General features: G+C 58.0%; 16 protein-coding genes. 6 read left to right on the top strand and 10 right to left on the bottom strand.

Annotated features, from left to right (window positions below):
- Nucleotides 1-33: 33 nt before the first annotated feature.
- The gene (locus ACZ5CE_RS05235; protein ID WP_464576757.1) at nucleotides 34-3,963 is read right to left on the bottom strand and encodes a translocation/assembly module TamB domain-containing protein; all 3,930 of its coding nucleotides are present in this window, start codon (nucleotides 3,961-3,963) and stop codon (nucleotides 34-36) included.
- A gap of 220 nt (nucleotides 3,964-4,183) precedes the next feature.
- On the opposite strand from ACZ5CE_RS05235, the gene ACZ5CE_RS05230 reads away from it, so the two are divergent.
- A complete protein-coding gene (locus ACZ5CE_RS05230; RefSeq protein WP_464576756.1) occupies nucleotides 4,184-5,293 on the top strand; it encodes a tellurite resistance/C4-dicarboxylate transporter family protein in 1,110 nt (369 codons plus the stop codon).
- 113 nt (nucleotides 5,294-5,406) lie between these two features.
- Here ACZ5CE_RS05230 and ACZ5CE_RS05225 read toward each other — a convergent pair whose 3' ends face one another.
- From ACZ5CE_RS05225 to ACZ5CE_RS05215, 3 genes are all read right to left on the bottom strand, one after another.
- Nucleotides 5,407-7,233, bottom strand: a complete 1,827-nt coding sequence (locus tag ACZ5CE_RS05225) for an autotransporter assembly complex protein TamA (RefSeq protein ID WP_464576755.1) — start codon at nucleotides 7,231-7,233, stop codon at nucleotides 5,407-5,409.
- A 240-nt stretch (nucleotides 7,234-7,473) separates the two neighbouring features.
- Complete coding sequence (locus ACZ5CE_RS05220; protein WP_464577438.1) at nucleotides 7,474-8,259, bottom strand: MlaA family lipoprotein; 786 nt, start codon at nucleotides 8,257-8,259, stop codon at nucleotides 7,474-7,476.
- Between the two features lie 16 nt (nucleotides 8,260-8,275).
- Complete coding sequence (locus tag ACZ5CE_RS05215) at nucleotides 8,276-9,058, bottom strand: MlaA family lipoprotein (RefSeq protein WP_464576754.1); 783 nt, start codon at nucleotides 9,056-9,058, stop codon at nucleotides 8,276-8,278.
- A gap of 331 nt (nucleotides 9,059-9,389) precedes the next feature.
- Between ACZ5CE_RS05215 and ACZ5CE_RS05210 the strand changes: the two genes are divergently transcribed.
- Nucleotides 9,390-9,884 (top strand): hypothetical protein, encoded by a 495-nt coding sequence (locus ACZ5CE_RS05210; RefSeq protein ID WP_464576753.1) that lies wholly within the window; start codon nucleotides 9,390-9,392, stop codon nucleotides 9,882-9,884.
- 89 nt (nucleotides 9,885-9,973) lie between these two features.
- Here ACZ5CE_RS05210 and ACZ5CE_RS05205 read toward each other — a convergent pair whose 3' ends face one another.
- Genes ACZ5CE_RS05205 through ACZ5CE_RS05190 form a run of 4 tightly spaced genes read right to left on the bottom strand, consistent with a single transcriptional unit; the run spans nucleotide 9,974 to nucleotide 13,635 of the window.
- Nucleotides 9,974-10,612 (bottom strand): PqiC family protein, encoded by a 639-nt coding sequence (locus ACZ5CE_RS05205; RefSeq protein WP_464576752.1) that lies wholly within the window; start codon nucleotides 10,610-10,612, stop codon nucleotides 9,974-9,976.
- Nucleotides 10,609-12,285 carry a PqiB family protein gene (locus ACZ5CE_RS05200; protein WP_464576751.1) on the bottom strand — a complete coding sequence of 559 codons (1,677 nt, stop codon included), beginning with the start codon at nucleotides 12,283-12,285 and terminating at the stop codon, nucleotides 10,609-10,611. Before ACZ5CE_RS05200 ends, ACZ5CE_RS05205 begins: the two co-directional genes overlap by 4 nt.
- Entirely contained in the window at nucleotides 12,278-12,907 is a 630-nt protein-coding gene (locus ACZ5CE_RS05195) for a paraquat-inducible protein A (protein ID WP_464576750.1), read from the bottom strand. Before ACZ5CE_RS05195 ends, ACZ5CE_RS05200 begins: the two co-directional genes overlap by 8 nt.
- Nucleotides 12,904-13,635: a paraquat-inducible protein A gene (locus ACZ5CE_RS05190; protein ID WP_464576749.1), complete on the bottom strand. Its 732-nt coding sequence runs from the start codon at nucleotides 13,633-13,635 to the stop codon at nucleotides 12,904-12,906. Before ACZ5CE_RS05190 ends, ACZ5CE_RS05195 begins: the two co-directional genes overlap by 4 nt.
- Before the next feature lie 356 nt (nucleotides 13,636-13,991).
- Here ACZ5CE_RS05190 and ftsH point away from each other — a divergent pair, with 356 nt between their 5' ends.
- A complete protein-coding gene (gene ftsH / locus ACZ5CE_RS05185) occupies nucleotides 13,992-15,833 on the top strand; it encodes an ATP-dependent zinc metalloprotease FtsH (RefSeq protein ID WP_464576748.1) in 1,842 nt (613 codons plus the stop codon).
- Nucleotides 15,834-16,329: 496 nt separating this feature from the next.
- Nucleotides 16,330-17,718: a DEAD/DEAH box helicase gene (locus tag ACZ5CE_RS05180; protein WP_464576747.1), complete on the top strand. Its 1,389-nt coding sequence runs from the start codon at nucleotides 16,330-16,332 to the stop codon at nucleotides 17,716-17,718.
- Between the two features lie 302 nt (nucleotides 17,719-18,020).
- On the opposite strand, the gene ACZ5CE_RS05175 is transcribed toward ACZ5CE_RS05180, so the two are convergent.
- Together ACZ5CE_RS05175 and radA are read right to left on the bottom strand one after the other, a co-directional pair.
- The gene (locus tag ACZ5CE_RS05175; RefSeq protein ID WP_464576746.1) at nucleotides 18,021-18,407 is read right to left on the bottom strand and encodes a group II truncated hemoglobin; all 387 of its coding nucleotides are present in this window, start codon (nucleotides 18,405-18,407) and stop codon (nucleotides 18,021-18,023) included.
- Between the two features lie 118 nt (nucleotides 18,408-18,525).
- Entirely contained in the window at nucleotides 18,526-19,896 is a 1,371-nt protein-coding gene (radA, locus tag ACZ5CE_RS05170) for a DNA repair protein RadA (RefSeq protein WP_464576745.1), read from the bottom strand.
- A 126-nt stretch (nucleotides 19,897-20,022) separates the two neighbouring features.
- Between radA and ACZ5CE_RS05165 the strand changes: the two genes are divergently transcribed.
- Nucleotides 20,023-20,487 carry a hypothetical protein gene (locus tag ACZ5CE_RS05165; protein WP_464576744.1) on the top strand — a complete coding sequence of 155 codons (465 nt, stop codon included), beginning with the start codon at nucleotides 20,023-20,025 and terminating at the stop codon, nucleotides 20,485-20,487.
- A 51-nt stretch (nucleotides 20,488-20,538) separates the two neighbouring features.
- Nucleotides 20,539-22,212, top strand: coding sequence for an MFS transporter (locus ACZ5CE_RS05160; protein WP_464576743.1), 1,674 nt, complete (start codon nucleotides 20,539-20,541; stop codon nucleotides 22,210-22,212).
- Nucleotides 22,213-22,242 lie beyond the last annotated feature (30 nt).

The following is a 22,242-nucleotide window of genomic DNA, read 5'->3' as shown; positions in this document are numbered from 1 at the left end:
TGAGCAACAGCCTCATTCCTGTCAGGATTCTCCTCAATCGAACGCCAGCGTATAAAGCACATCTATCGCATTATCCATGCCGGCACGCGTGACCAGCGTGATCCTGGGAGTCAGGTTGTAAGTAAGCTTGGTGACCCCAGCAACGGCGACCAGGCCCTGTTCATAGCTGATATAGGCCTTATCCGAAAGGCGCTTGCCGACAACACCCACCTGTCCTGTCAGCGCATCGGCTCCGGATTGCCGTATGGCGAGTTCATCCACTCCGATCGTGCGGCTGATTTTTTCGGTGATGCCGCCTGCCTGCCCGCCCAGAATGGATCCGGCCGCAGCAAGCAACAACGAGGCGTCAGCCTTTCCTCCGGGCGCACGGCCCAGGGTAATCCATGAAAGTTTCTCCAGGTCGGGAACGTTCGGGGTGGATACCAGTTGTACCTTGGGTTGCCGTACGCTGCCGGTCACTTCGACACCTGCCTGCACCGCCAATCCCTTGCGCACGGCAAGCACGTTCAATGCGGGGTCGTCGAGCGGACCCTGAAAATTCACGATACCGCGCTCCACCGTCAGATCCTGTCCATAGGCCTCGAACTTGGTATCGCGCGCGGCGATGGTGCCGCTGGCCCGTAATGGCCGTCCAGGCTCTTCCTGCAGCCGCAGTTGGCCATCCAGCCGTCCCTGGAGACCGGAAGCGCGAATGAAGAAGCGGTTTCCCAGATCGAGAGTCGCTTCCATTTGGATTCGCAGCCCTTTGCGGTCGGCTTGTTGCCGACCATGCTCGGCGGACGCGTTTTCCTCGATAACTATCACATCATCCGGCAGGTGCGGTTTTCCGGCTGTTGGCTGGGCTAGCAAGCCGCCATCCGCGGCAAGCCTGCCCTTCAAGGCAAGAATATTGTTTTCCAGCGTGGCGCGCCCATTTCCCGAAGCAATGATCCAGCGATCGGGGCGCTGAGCCAGCGGAAGAAGATTCGCGGTAATCTCAAGATCTCCCCGCTTGCCTGTCAGATCCATTACTCCAGATGCCACCAATTTTCCGGGGCCTTTTTCCATCTTGAGATGCTTCAGCAGCGGATCCTCCGGCGGGGGCTGATGGGGCGCAGTAAAATCGAGTTTCTCCATGTGCAGGGCCTCCTCGGTGAAGCGCGCCGCAAGGACGCCCTGTTCCAGTCTCACGCCTTGGTCCAGCAGGGCCAGTGCCAGACGGTCGCCACGTATCCGGCCCTTGAGTCGCGGGGTACCGAAAGTCCCGACTAGGTCAGCCTCGAGGGCGAGTTGTCCGCCCGTTCTCAAATTATTGGTATTGTCGAAAGCAGCTCCAGCCCAGGAAATGTCCTCCATACTCACGAAAATGAGCCCGCCCATGGCGGCATTGGGCAACACCATCCAGCCCAGCGCGGTGTCGGATCGGGTTACCGGAACAGTGGCGCTGGCGCTGGCCAGACCGAGACGTTTTCCCTGGGCTTTCAGTTCCCCGGTTATCCTGCCCTCGGCGGCGTAAGCCGCCAATTCAAGCGTCTGCAGCCCCAGCGGAAATGGCGAGTCCCCCGGCAGAATCCAGTCGCCGCTTTCCCGCGCCACTCTTAGCGACCCTTTCAACTGCGTGGCCGATGCGATGTTCCATTCTCCCCCCAATCGAAGCGGCTCTGGACCCGCCTCTTCCTGTTTCCCGCCATTTTTCGAGTCACCCACATCCGTACGGGCACGCAAGCCGATGCGAGTAAAATTGCCCCTGCTGCTCCACTGCCGGGGCGTCCACTCGATTCCGCCGATACGCACATCGCCGCCTGCGACGGCGAGGTTTGCCGCACCAAGGGTGAAATGAGCAGAACCCAACCGCAGCGTAGCGGCGGACACCAGATGAAAGGGAAGTTGACCCGTCCCCGAAAATTCGTATACCTCTCCCGCCCAATGCGCATCCCGCCAACGTTGCACGGATTCGACTCCCCCACTCGCTCTCAGCGCCAGGTTCTGGCCCGCGCCCATCAGCGCTGCCACTTGCAATCGATGCCGGGAAGCGCTTCCTTCCACTTCCACATCCAGACGCTGGAGCCGGGTTTTCGCCTCCTCCGCATAATCCGTCAGCGACAGTTTCAGCGCGATGGCATCGGCCTGCAGGCCGCCCTCGGCCGCCAGAGTCGCAAAGGTATGCTTTCCGTTGAAAGCCAGCCCTTTCCCCTCGATGGTGAAACGCATGTCCGGCAATTTCGCTCTGCCTTGTTCGAGCCCGGCCAGGCTGCTTTCCACCACTCCCCCGGCGTTGAGCGATCCGCCCAGTCCTTGCCTGATTTGCGCCAGCGCGGGCGCAACAAGATCCAGCCGCAGGTGATCACCCGGGCGGCCGAAGCTCCCTCGCGCAGCCAACCAGTTGACCCCGAGCCGCAGCTCGATTTCTCCATTGCCTTGCGGACGCTTGCTGTCCGGATCGTATCGCGCCAGTTCTATCCGCCCCTGCCCCGTGACAGACTGCCCGGCTATATGGCTGTTGCCCATCTTGAAATGGACGCTGCCTGCCGGCTGGCTCTTCGGTCCGGATTGCCGTTCACCCGCCAGCCTCAGCGTGGCGTTGAGATCGGTGCGAGGCACCTGTGCAAATGCGGAAATGTCGAAGTGCTGGATATTTCCTTCAAAATAAATCGGTTGTGGTTTGCCGAGTCCAAGCCCGCCCCTGCCCGCGAGGCTCGAACGCCCATGCCTGAGATGCATTTTTTCCAAAGTCAACATGTCCGCGGCTTTCATGAAGACCACGTCCATTTGCAGCTTGCGATCCTTGAGCGACAGGACGCCGCGCTGGTCATTTTCGTCTCCGCTCAGTTGGATGCTTCCACTGATGCTGGCGGAACGCAAGCGCGTATCCAGCCGTGCCGGATCGATCCCGCTGACCGCCAGATCGGCGGATGCCTTTTTCTGCACCCCTTGCCACCCAGCGGTTCCCGAAATCGCGCCGCCGCCGGGCACGGCCAGCACCAGTTCGTCGAACTGGATCGATTCCCTGGAGAGTATTGCCTGCGCGCGTACTGCCTGTATGGGCAGGCCCCCTTGATCGAACGTCGTGGAAGCACTGTTTCTGCCCGTCAGGGTTCCAGCAAGACGATCTGAGCCGGTTTGCCGGAAACTCGCCTGCAGTGCCAGAGTGGCCTTGGGCGCGGCTGGCGAAAATGCCTGAGGATCGAGACCAGTCAGCGCCAGGCGCAGGCTTGCCACCTTGAGTGGAGAGTATGGCTGCAGCTCGGCCTCGGCGTCTCCCGTCAATCCGGCATCTTTCGCACTTGCGCCTTCCGCTTTTATATTCAGCCGTTCCAGGTTCCCGGCAAGAATGGCCGAGATGCGCGCTTCCGGTATCCCCCTGTCCGCCGCGATTGCCAGGCCAGCCAGCTCTATCCGGACATCCAGGTCGAATGGCCTCGCCCCTGCTATCCGGCCGGAAGCCGCCAGCGTACCGAACTCCAGTCTTGCGCGCAGATCGGATACGCGATGGGTGCGCCCATCGCTTTCCAGACTGGCCATCACTTCCGTCGCCGTAAATTGCGGGTTGCCCCCTGCTTCGCTCAATACGCGAATGCTGCCGATATCGAGCTTGCGCAGCGAAACCGCCAGTGGCAGCTTCAGGCTTTCAGGCAGGGAGTCCGGTTCTGAAGACGGTAGCGAAATGATCTCGATATCTCCCGCAGCCAATGCCGTGATTTCCAGCCACCGCGCCGCAAGGGCGTGCGGCTGCCACTGCAGCCGTATATCCCGGGCGATGACAATCAGGTTGCCGCTTTCGAAGCGGACGGTGCGCGCGCTGATCGCCTCCCCGGATAGCGCGCCACCCAGACCCTCCAGGGTTAATTTGCCTTTGCTGGCGTGCGACGCAGCCGATCCCAGCCATACCAGAGCAGATTGGGTTGTCATCAGCCACATGCCTGCGCTGGCAACAATCACGGCCAGGATCGGAAGCAGCAACGCCAGAACTTTCCATTTTTTCATGCCGGAACCACCTGATTCGCGTTCGTGGCTCAGCCGCGCCATATGCACTTATGCTCCCGCTGTAAACCCAATATGGCTCTGTTCATATCAATCATACCGATCCAGAAAACGAATAAAAAACCGGATGCGCATATTACAATTTACGCAGGCTGCATCGACGTGTGATCGGAGCAGCCGATAACGTACTCGAAGAGGAACCACCATACGCGAACTGGTATTCATGAAACGGTGCGTCGCCATCACCCGCAATATTGCAAAAGATTTCCATCCCGCATACTTTGCGGTAGTGATGGCTACCGGCATCATGTCCATCGCCTTTGACGCACTGGCTTTCACCGGCATATCACAGGCACTTTTTCGGCTGAATCTGGCGTTCTACCCGATTTTATGCACCATCCTGGCTGCACGGGCATTACTCTTCCGTCCGGACTTGATTGCAGACCTGAAAACGCTTCAGCGTTCATGGCTGTTCTTGACGTTTGTCGTGGGCACCAATACTTTGGGCATGCAGTTAGTCATCTTCCAGCAGGCCACGGGCCTCGCCTGCGCCCTGTGGCTTATCGCGCTGACCAGCTGGTTCATATTCATCTATTTCATTTTTTTCAATTTCATTCCTCTCAGAAAAAAACCTGCGCACGAACTGGTGAATGGCGCCACGCTGTTGATCATCGTCAGCACGGTATCGGTGGCGCTGCTGGGACTGCGGCTGCTGAATGCGGCAAACCTGCAATCCGGCCATGTGTATATTGCACTATGGACTTTCTGGTCAAGCGGCTTCCTCATGTATCTGGTCATCATGCCTATATTGATTTATCGCCTGTTTTTCATCGGCCTCAAGCCCATGGATTGGGAAGCGCCTTACTGGATCTGCATGGGAGCACCGGCCATCATTACCCTGGCAGGCGCGGAATTTGTCCTCTACATGCCGCATATGTCGGATATGCCGCAACTGGAAAACATCCGTGAGATTACTTTCAACCTGTCCATACTCGCGTGGGCGATCGGAACATCCTGGATTCCCTATCAGCTCATCATGGATGTCCGGCAATTCGTCTGCATCAACATCGCCGATTCTCCACCCGCATGGATAAAAGCTTTTCCGTGGTCGAGACTCGCGTTCGGGAAGCAGTATCATTTCTATAGCCCTCCATCCTGGAGCAGGGTTTTCCCGATGGGCATGTATACCGCCTGCACCCTTTCACTGGCAAAAATAACCGGTATCGGATTTCTTGGCACCGCTTCCCAATACTGGGGCTGGTTTGCGCTTTTGATCTGGTTGCTGACACTGATCGGAATGCTGCGTTCCGTCATATCCGCACCAACGCCATAGCCACCCGCTCGGTCCTGTATGATGCCAGTCCATTTCCCGCTCCCATGCTTCTGGACCTCCCGGAGTGGGAGGAGTCCCGGGTAGCGAGCGAGGGAGAAGACTTATGCATTCGGTCAGAAGGCGACCGCGATGGAAAAGTGCATCCGCAGCTTGCCGTCCCTCTGTCCGCGCGCAAGATCCAGTGCCAGCGGGCCAACAGGACTGCGCCACCTGATGCCGGCGCCATATCCGACAGCCAGATTCAGGCTTCGCAAGCTGTCCGCCGCATCACCCACGTCGGTGAAAACCGCCGCGCCCCAACTGGGTGTAATCCAGTGATTATATTCAATCGTGCCGGTAGCCATGACCAGACCTCCGACCACGGCGAGCCCCTCATGCACGCCCAGACTCTGAAAGGCGTAGCCGCGCACCGATTGGATGCCGCCTGCGCGAAACAGGTATTCCTGCGGGATGCCAAACCGGGAGGGAGCAAACGTATACCCCATTTCGCCCCGCAGGAATAAAACGTGGCGCCTGCCAACCGGATACCAGAATTGATGCCGCGCATAGGTGCGCAGGAAATCCTGATCGGATAACACCTCCTTGCTGCCACCGCCGATGCGCAATTCGGTAGTGCTGCCATCACGGGGAAACAGTGGATTATCGATCGAGCGGTAGCGTATGTGTCCATCCAGCATCAATGTCTGATTGATCTGGTGCAGTCCTCCTTTCGGAGCGCGATCTTCCCGCTGCCAATTGAGGAAGACACGTGTTTCCACTGCTCCCGCCAGTTGATTACGGCTGAGACTCACCTTTTCCCGCATGGTTTCCAGTTGCTGGATGAACGTTCTGTCCAGGCTCGCTCCCGCCGAGAACCAGCAGCCTTCCTGGTTGGGAATGCTATCCAGCGTGGCTGAGAGGGTCTGGCGCTTTTGTTCGATGCGCAAGACGCTGTTCAGCCGCAACGCCTGATCCAGGAGATCGTTATGCGTGTAATTGATCTCCCCCCGCCCGCCGGTATTGGAACTATAGCCTGCGCCAAACGATATCCGTTGCGACTTCGCCTCCGTCAGAACCACCTCAACCGGAGCGGCTTGGTGCATTGCAGGATCCGGGTCGATGCGGACACTGACGGAGCCGAACTGAGGTAAATTCTGCAGCTTTGTCTGGAATGCGAGCAACTGGTCCCGACGGTAGGGATCGCCGGCCTTGAAAGGAGCAAGTCCGCTTATCAGCGATTGTTCGTAACGATTGAGTCCTTTTATCGCCAATTGCCCATAGCGGAAAGCCGGGCCGGAATCCAGCCTTACCAGGAGACGAACACGGGCGGCGCCGGCATCCACCACCGCCTTGCTTTCCTCAATGGAGACGGCTGGATAATCTTCACCGGCGACACTGGACAACAGCATGGCCTTGGCTTCCTCCCAGGCCGGAGAGCGGAATGGCTGATCCACTCCCAGGCTCCAGGCGGCCCGCAACTTCCCTATCCGCGCGCGCCGTCCCGGCTCGTCAGCCGCGATATCTCCCTTGAATTCGATATCGAACTCCGCTACCAGCGTTCGCGGCCCCGGGTCGACATGCAGCACCGGCGGCTTATCCGGCGACAGGAACTCAAGGGTTACCGAAGGAGCAAAGTAACCCTCGGTAGCGAGCAATTCGCCTAACTCGCGTTTCGCCCTGCGCATTAAAGCAGCACGCAAGGTTTCATCCGCAACCGGCGCATCCGGCAGATGGAAATGGGTTTCGAGCAGTGCCCGCACCGGCTCCGGAGCGTCTATGGTAACGGTGGCAGGCTTGCTCTTTGTCCAGAACCACTGGGCCTCAGCGTAGTCGCTGCCTAGCCCCACCAGGAAAAAGGCAAGAGTCGATACGAAAATGGGGGGGCATCTTGCCGGACACGGACGGAAAAGGTACTTGATAAACATGGCAAAGTGCATCGCCCCGTGGAAAAACTGATCCACAGGCCGCAGAATATTCCTGCGGCCGCATTAGGTTAGAGTTTTCTGCCTGACCGCACCGGGCATGCGGGTTGAAGCGCCCGGATTCAGAACTGCAAGCAACGGCTTGCAAAAAGGAATGATGTAATCAACTTGAAGCTATGGAAGCACTGAATAGGCTCTTTCGGGAACTGGCCGGAGATTTCCTATATAACCATATGATACCGAGGTGTTGTTACCGTTGCAACGGGAAATGATGCCTCTTTATTTTGATGGGGATGGGGACTGGATAGCTTCGTCATCCAGCAGGTCATCATAACTTTCCGTGGGCGGGTTTCCATCGTATATCAAATGCTTGCGCTGCTGCAGATAGCCATCGCGCACGAAGAGATAAGGATCCAGCGCGGCCTCATCCCGAAGCCGCATGGGACCGGTCAGCCTCGACCGTTTCTGGACCACGCCGAGGGTACCGAGCGGAATGGTAACCGGCGCACCGATCACGTAGATGCCTGTCCAGAAAAGAGCGCTGGTCAACATACTTACCGGAATACCCGGTGCATCGCGGTTGCTGCTGGGCCCGAGCAGGGGAATGAAGAGATAGGTATTTGCATCAACGCCCCACACACCCAGCGTTTGCCCGAAATCTTCGTCATGTGCCAGCAGGCCCATCGGGGTCGCCATATCGAAGAGGCCCACCCCGCCTATGGTCGTGTTGACGACAAAACGCAATGTATCCTGAAATCCCTGGCGTATCTTTCCCTGCAAAAATCCATTTAAGATTACATTCGGATAGGCGAGATTATCATAAAAATTCGCGATGGAATGTTGCATGCGGATGGGTACGTATTCGGTATACTTGTTTGCAACCGGTTCCAGGATTTTTCGGTCGAGGACGTCGGTGATGTTGTAGGATTTACGGTTGACATCCTCATAGGGATCAATCGGACCCATAGCTTCGCCAACGTCGCCCCGCGGACGCGGAGCGGCACAACCGGTTGCCAGCAACGTGCAGATCAGCAGCGAGGCCGCCGCTCGATGATGATGCCTCATGTTCACCTATATATGCTCAAGGCTGTGGCCGGACCGGAGATTCCATTTCCTTGGATTCCTCGTAGCTTTCCGGCGGCGGATCACCATCGTATATCAAATGCTTGCGCTGCTGCAGATAGCCATCGCGCACGAAGAGATAAGGATCCAGCGCGGCCTCGTCGCGGAGTTGCATGGGGCCGGAGAGCCGGGCTCGCTTCTGAATGACGTCAAGGGCGCCAAGCGGCATCGTGACCGGTGCGCCGACCAGATAGATGCCCGTCCATAGCAGGACATTGGTGGCGACGCTGACGGGAATGCCGGATACGTCGCGGTTGCTGCTGGGTCCCAGCAGGGGAATGAAAAGATAAGTCGTCGCATCGACTCCCCAAACGCCCAGAGTCTGGCCGAAATCTTCGTCATGCTGCGGCAACCCCATCGGTGACGCCATATCGAATAATCCGGCGAGGCCGATGGTGGAATTGACCACGAAGCGCAGCGTATCTCCAAATCCCTGGCGCACCTTGCCCTGCAAAAAATCATTTAGAATGACATTCGGATATCCGAGATTATCATAGAAGTTTCCGACGGAACGCTGCATGGGAAGCGGCACATAATCCATGTAGACATTGGCTACCGGCTCCAGGATCTTCCTGTCGAGGATATCCGTGAGATCGTAGGACTTCCGGTTAAGATTCTCATAAGGATCGATCGGGTCGGTTTCCACTTCTCCCTGAAGTAGGGGATGCGTGGTAGCGCAGCCTGCCAGCAGCAGCGCGCATATCAGTGGCAGGATCAATCTTTTATGGCTATCTTTCATCATGATGGGGACAGGAAAAAATGGAAGTATGTAAGGGATATGAAGGCAAAATACCCTTCATGATCGCTTCCGGCCTCTCTTTTCTTTTTTTCTCTTCGTGCATAAGGTGCTGGCAGTGGTTCACACAGGGCTTCCGGACAGGGATGAAGATTTCCCATTGGCATACCTCGGTCTTCCTCCGGCATCCGTCGGCTGACTGGCGGACCTGAATAACTTGCTCATAACATCCTTACAGAAATATAACGGTTGCCAGGCGCAGGCCTATAGTTCCAATATCCCATTGCAATCATCCAGCGGCTGAGGTATGACGTAGCTTTTTCGATAAACATCGCAGATGAAACCGAGCACGCCTTTCCCAAACCGCTATCCCGGCATATGGCCAGTTGTTGCGAAGGCCACAATCTTCTGCATCGGCGTGGCGCTATTGCCATCAATCGCGCCCGCATCTCCCTTCCTGCGTTGCAAAGTCACCCAGGGTGGCATGACCTATACCGAAGACTTCCTGCCGGGCACTGACCCCTATTCCGTCCAGGCAAAGGACATCAACGGTCAGTTTCAATTCAAGGCGGTTGTTCTCGGAACCGAATCGCTGGAATCCATCAAAATCTATACCTACTACCGGCAACAACACCAGGTAGTGCTGTTGCACGAAGCGCGATATCTGCCTCCATTCAATCAAAACGTGCCAAACGGCGAGAATACTCCGGGAAACGAGAACAGTCCAGACTCTGCCTCCTACGCTACGCTTACCGGCATCAATTATCTTTATTCTCCAGAAGTCGAGCAAGAGTTACGGTACGGTTGCGCACTCTTAGAGGCACCCGAGTGACACAGTTCCCATTTGCGCCGGGCGCATGCCGGGAACATACCGGAATCAATTGCGGAATCAAAAACTGGGGAGGAGCGAAAAATGCAGGATTACTCTCCCCTCGGGGACGGGCAAACCACGGCTTGTCCCGTATCCAATTCGGCAAGATTGCGCGATATCTCCCCTGCGACCCGCGAAACTGCCTGGCGCACCCCTTCGACCACGCCATCTATGCCCCCGCTGACAGATTCCGATAACTCGGAATAACATGCCGCACCGCGGCTATCCGTGGTGCGCGTGATCGTCCAGTCAAATCTCGCGTTGACGGCTTTCCCCACCACCGCATCGAACTGGCTTAGTTCGATCGCAATCCGATAGGCGGGCTGGTCTGCCCCCCGGCGCCCGCGCGTTTCGTTTATCGCGCCGATCCGGCTCGCAATCCGTGTTGTAAAGGCATCGCGTAACTCGTAATTGAAGTGCGAGGACCACCTGTCCTGCTCCAGGATGAAAAGCCGGGATGCCTGTCCCTGGGTGCGGATGACAAGTTGCGGGCGAGCAAGCCGCTCAGGCACGCGGACGGGCATCACGTCGATGAAAACAGGGCCGGAGGAAAGAGACAGCATTGAATCACTGGCTTCGGAGATGCCCGATGGCTCCGAAAGGGTATAAAACCGGGTTTCCGGAATCGAGGCGCAGCCGGCAGCGAGCAGGGCGGCCACGGCATACAGGACATGTCGTTCCCGTGTCATCTATCATTTCCCCGTTTACCGCGAATGACCGACTCCGGATGGCGTTCGAAATAATCCGTCAAAATTCTCAGCGAGGCAGCCGCGCGGGCTAATTCCTGCAATGTTTCGCGCAAATCCTGCTGCAGCGGCGCATCCACCGACAGCGTATGCTCCACGGCATTCACCGTGCTGCGCACATCCTTCATGGCCGCCATCATCTCCGGCGCCACGTCGTCGTTCAATTTTTCCGCCAGTTGGCCGGTACTTTCCAGCGTCTGCTTGAGCACATCCAGCGATTGCTGCAGATCCCGGCCGATCTCGTCGAATGGCACCTTGCTCAGCTTGAGGGCGATTTCCGAGACCTGCATCTGAAGCTGGTCGGTACTGCTGGGAATAGTAGGCAAATGCAGGAAGGAGGAGTCAGCGGACGCCATGCCGCGAGCATCCTTGTCGATTGAAACAGGCCCCGAATGAAAATCGAAAGCGATGTAAGTCTGGCCGGTAAGAAAATTACCCGTTCGCAACTGTGCGCTAAGACCGCGTTTGATCATGAGATTCAGGCGTTCTTGCGGCGAATATTTCGATTGCTTGCGGTCCTCCGCAAATTTTCTGCCGAGACGGTTCGGATAAACTTCCACCAGCACCGGCATGCTGAATTCCTTCCGCTTGCGATCGTATTCGATGCCTATCGATTTGACCTGCCCCAGCACCAGCCCACGGAAGCTGGCCTCGGCGCCCGGCGCCAGGCCTCGCACGGATTGCTTGAAATTGAGCAGGATCATCTGCGGTTCGCCATCGTCCTCTTCCAATGCCCTGGCCTGGCTTTCCGCCAGAAAAAAAGCGGTATTTTCGTTGGCGGGAGGTCCTGATCTGTCATCCGGAGACGCGAATGACAGGCCTCCAAGCACCACGGTGGACAATGATTCCGCCTTGAGCGTGAATCCACTCGCATTGACTTCCATATCAAAACCGCTGGCATCCCAGAAGCGCGTATTGATGCCTACGAATTTGTCATAAGGCGCATTGACGAATATCCGCAGGGTGATTCCCTTGCCATCCTCGTCCAGATCGAACGCCGTGACCTGGCCCACCCTGATCCTGCGGTAATAGACAGGCGAACCGATATCCAGAGAACCGATATCCGTGGCACGCAATACATACTGCTTGCCGGAGGAGTCGCGCGTAACTATGGGTGGAACCTCCAGTCCGGCAAAGGTATCCACCTTGTCGGTTGACACACCCGCGTCGGCGCCGATATAGGATCCGAACAGAAGCGTACTCAGCCCGGATATGCCGGACCCCGCGATACGCGGCCGCACCACCCAGAAGCGGCTGTCGGCCGCGGTAAAGCTTCTGGCCTCCTTCTTGAGCTGAACACTCACCAGAACCTGCGAGCGGTCTTCACTCAGGGTGATGGATTGCACCGTGCCGATATCGACCTCCTTGTACTTGACCTTGGTCTTGCCCGCCTCCAATCCTTCCGCGGTGCTGAAAACAATGGTGATCCCGGGGCCCCGCTGGATCAAGGTATTGACCGCGAGCGAGATCCCGATGATAGCGGCGAGTATGGGGATCAGCCAGATCAACGACGGAATCCAGTCCCGCTGGCGCACTCTCTCAGGCACGGCCATGGCTTCGGTGGGTCCTCCGGCGCCTCCCGACTTATCGTTTCTACCCTGTTCGTCGTCACTCATCCGGTTTTTCTTGCTCCGGTGCGCCAGTGTCCCACATCAACCGGGGATCGAAACTCATCGAGGCAAACATGGTGAGCACCACTACCGCCGCAAAAGCGACAATTCCCGGTCCGGCATGAACGGTGGCAAAACCCTGGATCTGCACCAATCCCGCCAACAGGGAAACCACAAAAACATCCAGCATGGACCAGCGGCCGATCAGTTCGACGATGCGGTACAGTCTTGTCCGTTCCAGGAGCCGCCAGCTGCTGTGCCGCCATGCCGTGACCAGAAGCAGGATCATGACGGCCAGCTTGAAAAGAGGTACCAGGAAGCTGGCGATAAACACGATGACCGCCAGCACCCATGAGCCGGAAGTCCAGAAATAAATGATGCCGCTCATGATGGTATCCTGCTGCTCCTCCCTGGGGAAAGATGCGGTAATCATTACAGGCAGCAGGTTCGCCGGAAGATACATGATACAGGCTGCAATCACCAGAGCCCAGGTTCGATTGAGGCTATCCGGCTTCCGTGGATGCAATCTCGCGCCACAGCGTCCGCATCGATCATGAGCCTGGACATCCTTCCACAACGCGGCGCAATGGCCGCACAGCACCATGCCAAGCCTTGCAGCGGTCTTCACGGCGACTCCGGCTTCGCGGTTACGGCTTTTTCAGCCGATGGAGCGGCACTGGCCCTATCCGCCGCTGTCGCAAGCTTTTTTCTGCGTTCGGGAGGAGCCATATGCCAGATATACCGGGGATTGAATGAGAGCACCGAAGCAAAAAGCAGGGCCAGCCCCCCCAGCGCCCATAGCGCGGGGCCGGGGAATACAGTTGCCATGCTCGTCAACTTGACGAACGCGACAATGGCACCCAATAGCAAAACCTCCACCATCACCCAGGGACGAAAGGTTTGAATCATGCGCACCCATAGACTGAGCCCATGGGATCGTCGCCCGGTCCCGCTTATCGAAATCAGCAGATAAACCAGCCCCAGAAGCTGAAGCAAGGGAAACAGAATGGTAGTGACAAATACCAGAAATGCCAGCAAATACATTTCTTCCGCACCCAGCGACAAAACCGCACCCATGAGCGTTGTATGATTGACGATGCCATGGAATTCCAATCCGGCCACCGGAAAAACGTTGGCGATAACGTACATGAACAGGCTGGCAATCGTCAGAGGCAAGACACGCCCGACATGTTCACGCATGTCGCGCTCCAGCTCCGCGCCACAGCGGCTGCAACGGGCAACCTCGTTATGGCCGAGCGCCAGCCTGCGATGAACAGCATCGCATTCCTTGCAAGCGATCAAGTCGGGTAGTTGCTGCATGTCTGCCTTGTCAAAGTCGAAGCCGGCCCCGTGCACAAATTATTGCATTCCCGGGAAGAGAATTGAAACTTTATTAAGCGAAGGCGCCGGCCGAAGCAACAGGAAACAGGAACCACGCTCGCATTTTTTCAAGTCAGGGCCTATCAACAGGCCCTGACAAAATGGGTCGAATCGTGGAATCAGGCGACGCGACAATCAGATTAGGCTACGGCCTGCATCGCGTTTCATGATCATTCCGATTTTACCAGCAACGCGTCCAGCGGGGATTCGTTCAGCTCTTCCTGAGCTTCCTGAAGAGCTTCCGGTTTTCCATATGCTATCCTGAGGGAACCGGCCTCCGAATCGTTTGTCTGTCGGTAGCAGGCACTGATCAGTGCAATCTGGAAAACCTCATGGACAAGAAAACCCAAATTAATTTCTGGTACATCATCATCGCGATACTCGGCATGCTGGTGGTACAAAGCTTCTACAAGCAATATACGAAGGTCGAACCAATACCCTACAGCCGCTTCCATACATTGCTGGAAGAGGACAAGATTGAGGAGATCGCGGTTACCGAAAACCATATCTATGGCACGCTGAAGGAAAAAAATGCGGATGGATTGAAGGACTTCGTCACGACGCGAGTGGAACCGGAACTGGCGGACAAGCTGGACAAGCATAACGTCGTTTACACCGGTGTGGTCCAGAGCACCTGGATGCGCGATCTGCTCTCCTGGTTGCTGCCGATGGCGGTTTTCATCGGGATATGGATGTTCATCATCCGCCGCATGAATCCCGGCGGCATGAGCGGAGGACTCATGTCGATTGGCAAGAGCCGCGCCAAGGTATTCGTGGAAAAAGAAACCAAAGTCACCTTCGCGGATGTCGCAGGAGTGGACGAAGCAAAGGATGAACTGGTCGAAATCATCAATTTCCTGAAGGACCCGCAAGGATACAGCCGGCTGGGCGGTCGCGCACCCAAAGGCATCCTGCTGATCGGCCCGCCGGGCACCGGAAAGACCCTGCTCGCCCGTGCCGTGGCAGGCGAAGCAAACGTTCCTTTCTTCTCGATCTCGGGCTCGGAATTCGTGGAAATGTTCGTGGGTGTCGGCGCCGCCCGGGTGCGCGACCTGTTCGAGCAGGCCCGCCAGATGGCCCCCGCGATCATCTTCATCGATGAGCTGGATTCGCTGGGACGTGCGCGCAACGCATACGGAATGGGCGGTCACGATGAAAAGGAACAGACCCTGAACCAGTTGCTTGCCGAGCTCGACGGCTTCGATTCCAAAAGCGGCGTGGTTCTGCTCGCTGCAACCAATCGGCCGGAAATCCTGGATCCTGCGCTATTGCGCGCGGGACGCTTCGATCGGCAGGTGCTGGTCGATCGGCCAGATAAGCTGGGACGCGAGCAGATTCTGGCGGTGCACCTGAGGAAGGTGACGCTGGACTCCGACGTCAGGCCGGATCAGATCGCGGCGCTGACGCCGGGCTTCACCGGCGCCGATCTGGCGAATCTCGTCAATGAAGCGGCACTCCTCGCCACCCGGCGGAATGGCTCCGCGGTGACCATGGAGGATTTCAACAATGCGATCGAGCGTATCATCGCAGGACTGGAAAAGCGCAACCGGCTGCTCAACCCGAAGGAACGGCGCGTGGTCGCCTTCCACGAGCTGGGCCATGCCATGGTCGCGCTGGCGTTGCCCGGCACGGACGAAGTGCACAAGGTTTCCATCATTCCGCGTGGCGTGGGTGCGCTCGGCTATACCATTCAGCGGCCGACCGAAGACCGGTTTCTCATGACCCGGGCGGAATTGGAAAACCGGATGGCGGTATTGCTGGGAGGACGCGCAGCGGAAGAGGTGGTGTTTCACGAAATCTCCACAGGGGCAACGGATGATCTCGCCCGCGCCACCGATCTTGCCCGCGCCATGGTGCTGCGCTACGGGATGAGCGAGGCTCTGGGCAATGTCGCCTACGACCGCGAACGCTCGCCTTACCTCCAGACCGGCATTCCCATGCCGCAAAGCCGGGATTACAGCGAAGCCACCGCCCAAGCGGTGGACGCGGCGGTCCGCAGCCTGGTGAATCGGGCGCTGGAACGCGCCTCTTGTATACTGAAGCATAACCGCGCGCTGCTGGATCACTCGGCGGAGGAATTGCTCAAGACCGAGACGTTGAACCAGCCTCAACTGGAAACGCTCAAGCGGAAAATCGTTGCTCCGCCCGAGCTTGCTTCACCGGCCTCGCCATAGCTTCAGGGACTGACCGCGGGCGCCTATGTCCCCATAGAATCTTCCATGAAAACTGGAAGCCGAACCCTTTCTATTTAAAAAAAACTTTTATGTGGTGCCGGATTGATGTATAATTGCGCTTCGATCGTATGGCTTCGAAGAATTATCCGCTTGCCCTCCCATCGAGTCATCGTTCCTGACCTCTTTTCGATTTCAAGTCTTCAACGGAATTGTGCGGCATCCTGGTTAGCGGCGATGTTCAAGAATCCTGAATAGTCCTAGCGGTTGCGGGGACGGAGGGTTTTTAATACGTGCGTCAGCGGTGCCTTGCCCATCATTCCGGCAGTCCATCCTGCTCGCGCGCTGAGGCGCATTCTTATTCAGAATCAGAGTCTGTCTGCAAAGCCAGGGGAATATTTCCCTTGCGTGCATGGTGACCGCACGCAAGATTGCCTGCGACTGCCCGGCCCGGATTCTGCATGTTAGCGCCGTATTTTTCACTTCACAGGAAAATAACGTGTCTTTTGAAAATTTGAACCTGCACCCTCTCATCCTCAAGGCCATTATCGACTCGGGTTACACCTCGCCCACGCCTATCCAGGAAAAGGCCATTCCAGAGCTGCTCGCTGGCCATGACGTCATGGCTTCGGCCCAGACCGGCACCGGAAAGACAGCCGCATTCATGCTGCCTGCACTGCATCGCCTTGCCACACCGTCCCGCACGCACAGCCGCGGGCCTCGCGTCCTGGTGCTCACCCCCACGCGCGAACTCGCGCTCCAGGTCTCATCGGCCGCCGCCAAATACGGGAAGCATCTGCCTCGCGTGAGGGTCGTAAGTATCCTCGGCGGGATGCCCTATCCCCTGCAAAACAAGTTGCTTTCGCAACCGGTCGACATCCTCGTGGCCACTCCAGGCCGCTTGATCGATCACATCCAGCGCGGCCGCATCGATTTTTCCCGCCTCGAAATGCTGGTGCTGGACGAAGCCGACCGCATGCTCGACATGGGGTTCATCGATGATGTCGCAAGCATTGCCGCTGCCACACCCGAGAGCCGCCAAACCTTGCTGTTTTCAGCCACGCTGGATAGCGAGATAGAGAATATCGGGACACAGTTGCTGAACGCACCCCGGCGCATCCAGGTCGCGTCGCAGAAGGCGAGACTGGATAATATCGAGCAGCGGCTGCACTATGTGGACGACGTGTCTCATAAAAATCGCCTGCTGGATCACCTGCTGCGCGACATCACGCTAAAACAGGCCATTGTTTTCACGGCAACCAAGCGTGATGCCGATACCCTGGCGGACAGCCTGTCCGCCCAGGGTCACGAGGCGGCCGCATTGCATGGCGACATGAGCCAGCGTGACCGCAATCGCACGCTCACCCAGTTGCGCCATGGGGGATTGCGCGTGCTGGTTGCAACCGATGTTGCCGCCCGCGGGATCGATGTCGCCGGCATTACCCATGTGATCAACTTTGATTTGCCGAAATTTGCGGAAGACTATGTGCATCGCATCGGGCGCACAGGGCGTGCCGGCGCTTCCGGCATCGCCGTCTCCTTCGCATCGGGGAAAGACAATGTCAGTCTGAAAAAAATCGAGCACTTCACCGGACAGCGCATTGCCTCCCACGTGATTCCCGGCCTCGAACCGCGGTTCAAGCCACGCGCTGGCGGATCGGGCATGCCTCGGAATACGCCCAATGTCGCCCATAAACGCAGCCGGAGCTGGTCGCCGGATAACCAGCGCCATGTTCCCGCTGCCGGTAGCGCGAGAGGAGACTGGGGCGACAGCCGCGGCCGCTCGTTCAGCGCCAACCGGACGGATGCGAGGGGCAATACGGTTACAGGCAACCGGAGCAGTCCATTTGGGAATGGGCGCGCCGACACGTATTTCAGAAGCAAATAAGCCATCCGGGCAGGTCCGGCAGCCCCTATATCCGTAGCATCCGCGGCAACGACACATCGTTGCCGCGGATGCTACGGGGAATGCAGGATATACGAGTATAAGGGAGCATCCTTAACAGGTTGTTGAAAAACGCATTGGCAGCAGGAACCAGAAGCAAGCCGGCCCTCTGAAACGGGTCATAAGCGATTTTTTGATGTGGTCAATAGTCTGAGTACCCCTATAAATACTCGAAAAGCGGTTTCGGAATAGTTTTTCAACATCCTGTTAAAGGGGTATCTATCGGCGATGCTGATTGCTTCCTCTTACTCCGGCTGGTTACGCATGAAATCCGCCGTCTGGTCGAACGCCATATCCAGTTTTCTGCGCAATTCCTCATCCAGCCCGATATCCACCATTGCGCGGCTCATGCAGGACAGCCACTGATCCCGCTCCGAAGTTCCGATGGGAAAGGGCATATGGCGGGTGCGCAAGCGTGGCTCGCCATACTTCTCGGTATACAGGGAAGGCCCGCCAGTCCAGCCGGACAGAAACATGAACAGTTTCTGCCGCGAATGAGCCAGATCCTGCGGATGCAGCTTGCGAACACCGAAATATTCCGGTTCTTCATCCATCAGGTCGTAGAACCGGTTCACCAGCCGGCGTATTACCGTTTCTCCGCCTATGCGCTCATATGATGTAGCGACATGCATTATCCCTCTCCTTCCACAATGTTACTCATGTTACAAGCACTGGGTCCCGCCGGCTTACGCGAGCAGGTCCATTTAATTAAGTAAGTAAGCGCTGAATAAAGAAGCGCTGAACGAATCCTTAACGTATTCCCGCCACCGCATCTTCCACCCGCTCTACCGCGATGATCTCCAGGCCGGGAAACGGCTGCCTGGGCTTGTTGGCCCTGGGCACGATGGCCTGGACAAAACCCAGCTTGGCCGCTTCCCTCAATCGCTCCTGCCCGCGCTGCACCGGACGCACTTCTCCCGCCAACCCGACTTCGCCAAATACCACCATTTTCTGCGGCAGCGGCTTGTTCTTGAGCGAGGACACGATAGCCAGCAATACTGCCAGATCAGCCCCGGGTTCGGTGACTTTCACTCCCCCGACTGCATTGACAAATACATCCTGATCGAAACAGGCGATACCCGCGTGGCGGTGCAGCACGGCCAGCAGCATGGCCAGCCGGTTCTGTTCCAGCCCTACACTCAGCCGGCGGGCATTCGGGGCATGGGCCTCATCCACCAGCGCCTGGATCTCCACCAGCAGCGGCCGGGTGCCCTCCTGCGTCACCATGATACACGAGCCCGGCACCTGGCCCCCATGGTGGGAGAGAAACAGCGCAGAAGGATTGCTCACTTCCCGCAGCCCTTTCTCGCCCATCGCGAATACGCCCAATTCATTCACGGCGCCAAAGCGGTTCTTGACGGCACGAACCAGGCGAAAACTCGAATGGGTGTCGCCTTCGAAATACAGCACGGTATCCACCATATGCTCCAGGACGCGCGGTCCCGCCAGCGCGCCTTCCTTGGTCACATGACCTACCAGCACAATGGCTATGCCGCTGGCCTTCGCCAGCCGCGTCAATTGCGCAGCGCACTCCCTCACCTGGGCAACCGAGCCGGGTGCAGATTGCAGTGCATCGGAATAAATGGTTTGGATCGAATCGACCACCACGACGCCTGGCTTGCGTTCCAGCAATATGCCCTGGATTCTTTCCAGCCGAATCTCCGGTAGCAGATGGACCGCTTTTGCGTCGAGCGCCAGCCTCTGTGCCCGCAACGCAACCTGGCGCGCCGATTCCTCGCCGCTGACGTACAGAACGCCCAGGGCACTCAAGGCGCCCGGGGCGCTGCCCGACATATGGCAAAGCGCTTGCAGCAGCAGCGTGGATTTCCCGATACCCGGATCTCCACCGAGCAATACCACGCTGCCGTGCACTAGTCCCCCGCCCAGCACCCGGTCGAACTCTGCCATGCCAGTGGAATAGCGCTGCTCTTCCCCTGCTTCCACCTCGCCCAGATTCTGCACTTCTCCCGTTTCTGCCACTAGAGTGAACCGTGAGGCTGTTTTTTCGGAGATAACCTCGACCAGAGTGTTCCACGCCTGGCAATGCGGGCACTGACCCTGCCATTTCAAGGTCTGGCCGCCGCATTCGTTGCAGGAATAAGTGGACTTCGATTTACTCATTTTAAGTTGATCTCGTTTCACCTATTCCACATGAATTGCATATATTATAAATAGCTGGACCAAGTTCGAACCGGTCACGAAAAGCATCTCGCATCGTCAACGCCAAAGTGGCCTCAGGAATTCCCTATGCCTCCCACCGCATCGCTTCGTCTCGCGCCAGCTTCCTGCCGCCTACGCGCGCATTGGCTGTCTCCGCCAGACGAATCCGGGCCGGGCATGAAGAAAATCTCCGGAAGACGAATAGCAGACATCCTGAAGAATCCTTTGGCAAGCGAGATCTTCCTGATCGATCATTTTATTTCCCATGAGGAATACGATCATATATTGGAAGAGCTGCGATTCGCCAAATGGCGCCCGAGCCTGACCTACATGCTACAGCAGGATGACACTCGACGCGACGTATTGAGTTCCTACCGTGTGTGCAAGACCGCCGGGAGCCCGGAACTGACGACCGGCAGCACGCACAAACCCGGCAATGGCGAATTCAAATTTTGGGCAATCCGTGACACAAGAGACAAGAGCCCACCCGGTCTCCGCCGGAACTGTCCCGCCTTCATCCTCCTCGCCTTCCCCTCCGGATTTCCGGGGTAATCTTGGATTCTCGGGACCTGCAGGACCTGAAAACGGAAAGGATGTTTGCGGATGAGTAAACCCGCTGAAGATGGCACCGCTGCCGCACCTGAAAACGTATCGTATCCCCCCGGTTCCCGGGCAGGATCATGGGAGCCGCTCAAGCTTCCCGTTTTCCGGACTTTCTGGCTCGCGTCGCTGGGCTCGAACATAGGAACGTGGATCAACGGCACGGCTTCGGGGTGGGTGATGACCGACCTGTCGCCATCGCCGGTGATGGTATCCCTGGTCCAGGCTGCTGGCTCGCTGCCCCTTGTGATGTTTGCGCTGGGCGCGGGGGCGCTGACCGACATCGTGGACCGCCGCCGCTATCTCATCGCCACCCAGTTATGGATGACGCTGGCAGCAGCCGCGCTGGCTTATCTGGCGGCAACCGGCCAGTTGGATGCATGGAATCTGCTGATCCTCACTTTCGCGCTGGGTGCAGGCGCCGCCATGGCAATGCCCGCCCTGAGCGCTGTCCTGTCCGAACTGGTGCCCCTCAACCTCCTGCCACAGGCAATCTCGCTGGGGGCGGTATCGATCAATCTTTCGCGCTCCATCGGCCCCGCCCTCGGCGGCTTGCTGGTAGCCCAGATGGGCGCGTGGGTGGCCTACAGCCTGAATGCCATCTCGTTCATCGGCATGGTGGTGATGCTATGGCACTGGAGACGCGAACCGGACAATCGGGCCCTGCCGCCGGAGCGGTTTTTTCAGGCGCTGCGCGCCGGCGTGCGCTACGCGCGCCTGGCATCGGTATTTCGCGCGGTGCTGGTTCGCGTGACTGCTTTCATTCTTTTCGCGACATCCATATGGGCTCTGCTCCCTTTATTTGCACGGCAAGAGCTTGCCGGCGGTCCTGGTACCTACGGCTTGCTGCTGACTTTCGTCGGCATCGGCGCTGTTGCCGCCGCGATGCTGCTGCCAAGAGTGCGCGCTCACGTCGGGCCCGACGGCCTGGTATTCGCCGCAACGATCGTCTACTTCCTGACCTGCATCGGACTGGCGGTGGTCCGGAATGAATATGCGGTGCATGCCATCATGGCGGTTTGCGGCGCATCCTGGCTCAGCGTCCTGTCATCGCTGCAGCTCGCGGCCCAGATCTCCGTCCCCGCCTGGGTCCGGGGACGCACGCTGTCCCTGTACCTCATGATCTTCGCCGCCGCGATGACGCTTAGCAGTTTCCTGTGGGGCTGGGTTGCGGCCCATGCGGGCACGCCTGCTGCATTCCTGTTCTCCGGTATCGGAATGGTGGGGGCAGCGGTGGCGGTACGCAGATTCAGCCTCGGCTCCCATGAAGCGCCCGACCTGTCCCCCTCCCACCACTGGCCGCATCCGCAAGCCGCGGAGGAATTGAGCTCGAGCCGGGGACCGGTGCTGGTCACGATCGAGTACCGGATTGCCCTGGAGCAGCGTGAGGCTTTCCTTGCCGCGGTGCAGCAATTGGGCGCCATCCGGCGGCGGGACGGCGCATTCGCCTGGGGCGTTTTCGAAGATATCGCATCGCCCGGGCGGTATGTCGAGCTGTTCCAGCATGCCTCATGGCTGGATCACTTGCGCCAGCACGCGCGTGTTACCCGTGAGGACCAGAGGGTGCAGGAAAGCGTATTCCGTTTTCATACCGGACCGGAGGCACCAAAGGTTTCCCACTTCGTGGGCGGGCTGCCCATGGCATTCAGGGATAACTCGATTGGAACGGGCGAATGAAGCGTGCTGTTGTACCATTGGTATCATTAT

Source organism: Nitrosospira sp. TNL200 (genome assembly GCF_055386305.1).
This window is presented reverse-complemented; position numbering and strand designations above follow the sequence as displayed.

Excerpts from the sequence above, each read along its gene's own strand:
- ftsH (WP_464576748.1), top strand. The coding sequence starts at position 13,992 with ATGGACAAGAAAACCCAAATTAATTTCTGGTACATCATCATCGCGATA.
- radA (WP_464576745.1), bottom strand. The coding sequence starts at position 19,896 with ATGAGTAAATCGAAGTCCACTTATTCCTGCAACGAATGCGGCGGCCAG.
- ACZ5CE_RS05175 (WP_464576746.1), bottom strand. The coding sequence starts at position 18,407 with ATGCATGTCGCTACATCATATGAGCGCATAGGCGGAGAAACGGTAATA.
- ACZ5CE_RS05235 (WP_464576757.1), bottom strand. The coding sequence starts at position 3,963 with ATGAAAAAATGGAAAGTTCTGGCGTTGCTGCTTCCGATCCTGGCCGTG.
- ACZ5CE_RS05200 (WP_464576751.1), bottom strand. The coding sequence starts at position 12,285 with ATGAGTGACGACGAACAGGGTAGAAACGATAAGTCGGGAGGCGCCGGA.
- ACZ5CE_RS05210 (WP_464576753.1), top strand. The coding sequence starts at position 9,390 with ATGAAACCGAGCACGCCTTTCCCAAACCGCTATCCCGGCATATGGCCA.
- ACZ5CE_RS05205 (WP_464576752.1), bottom strand. The coding sequence starts at position 10,612 with ATGACACGGGAACGACATGTCCTGTATGCCGTGGCCGCCCTGCTCGCT.
- ACZ5CE_RS05160 (WP_464576743.1), top strand. The coding sequence starts at position 20,539 with ATGAGTAAACCCGCTGAAGATGGCACCGCTGCCGCACCTGAAAACGTA.
- ACZ5CE_RS05220 (WP_464577438.1), bottom strand. The coding sequence starts at position 8,259 with ATGAGGCATCATCATCGAGCGGCGGCCTCGCTGCTGATCTGCACGTTG.
- ACZ5CE_RS05165 (WP_464576744.1), top strand. The coding sequence starts at position 20,023 with ATGCCTCCCACCGCATCGCTTCGTCTCGCGCCAGCTTCCTGCCGCCTA.
- ACZ5CE_RS05215 (WP_464576754.1), bottom strand. The coding sequence starts at position 9,058 with ATGATGAAAGATAGCCATAAAAGATTGATCCTGCCACTGATATGCGCG.
- ACZ5CE_RS05230 (WP_464576756.1), top strand. The coding sequence starts at position 4,184 with ATGAAACGGTGCGTCGCCATCACCCGCAATATTGCAAAAGATTTCCAT.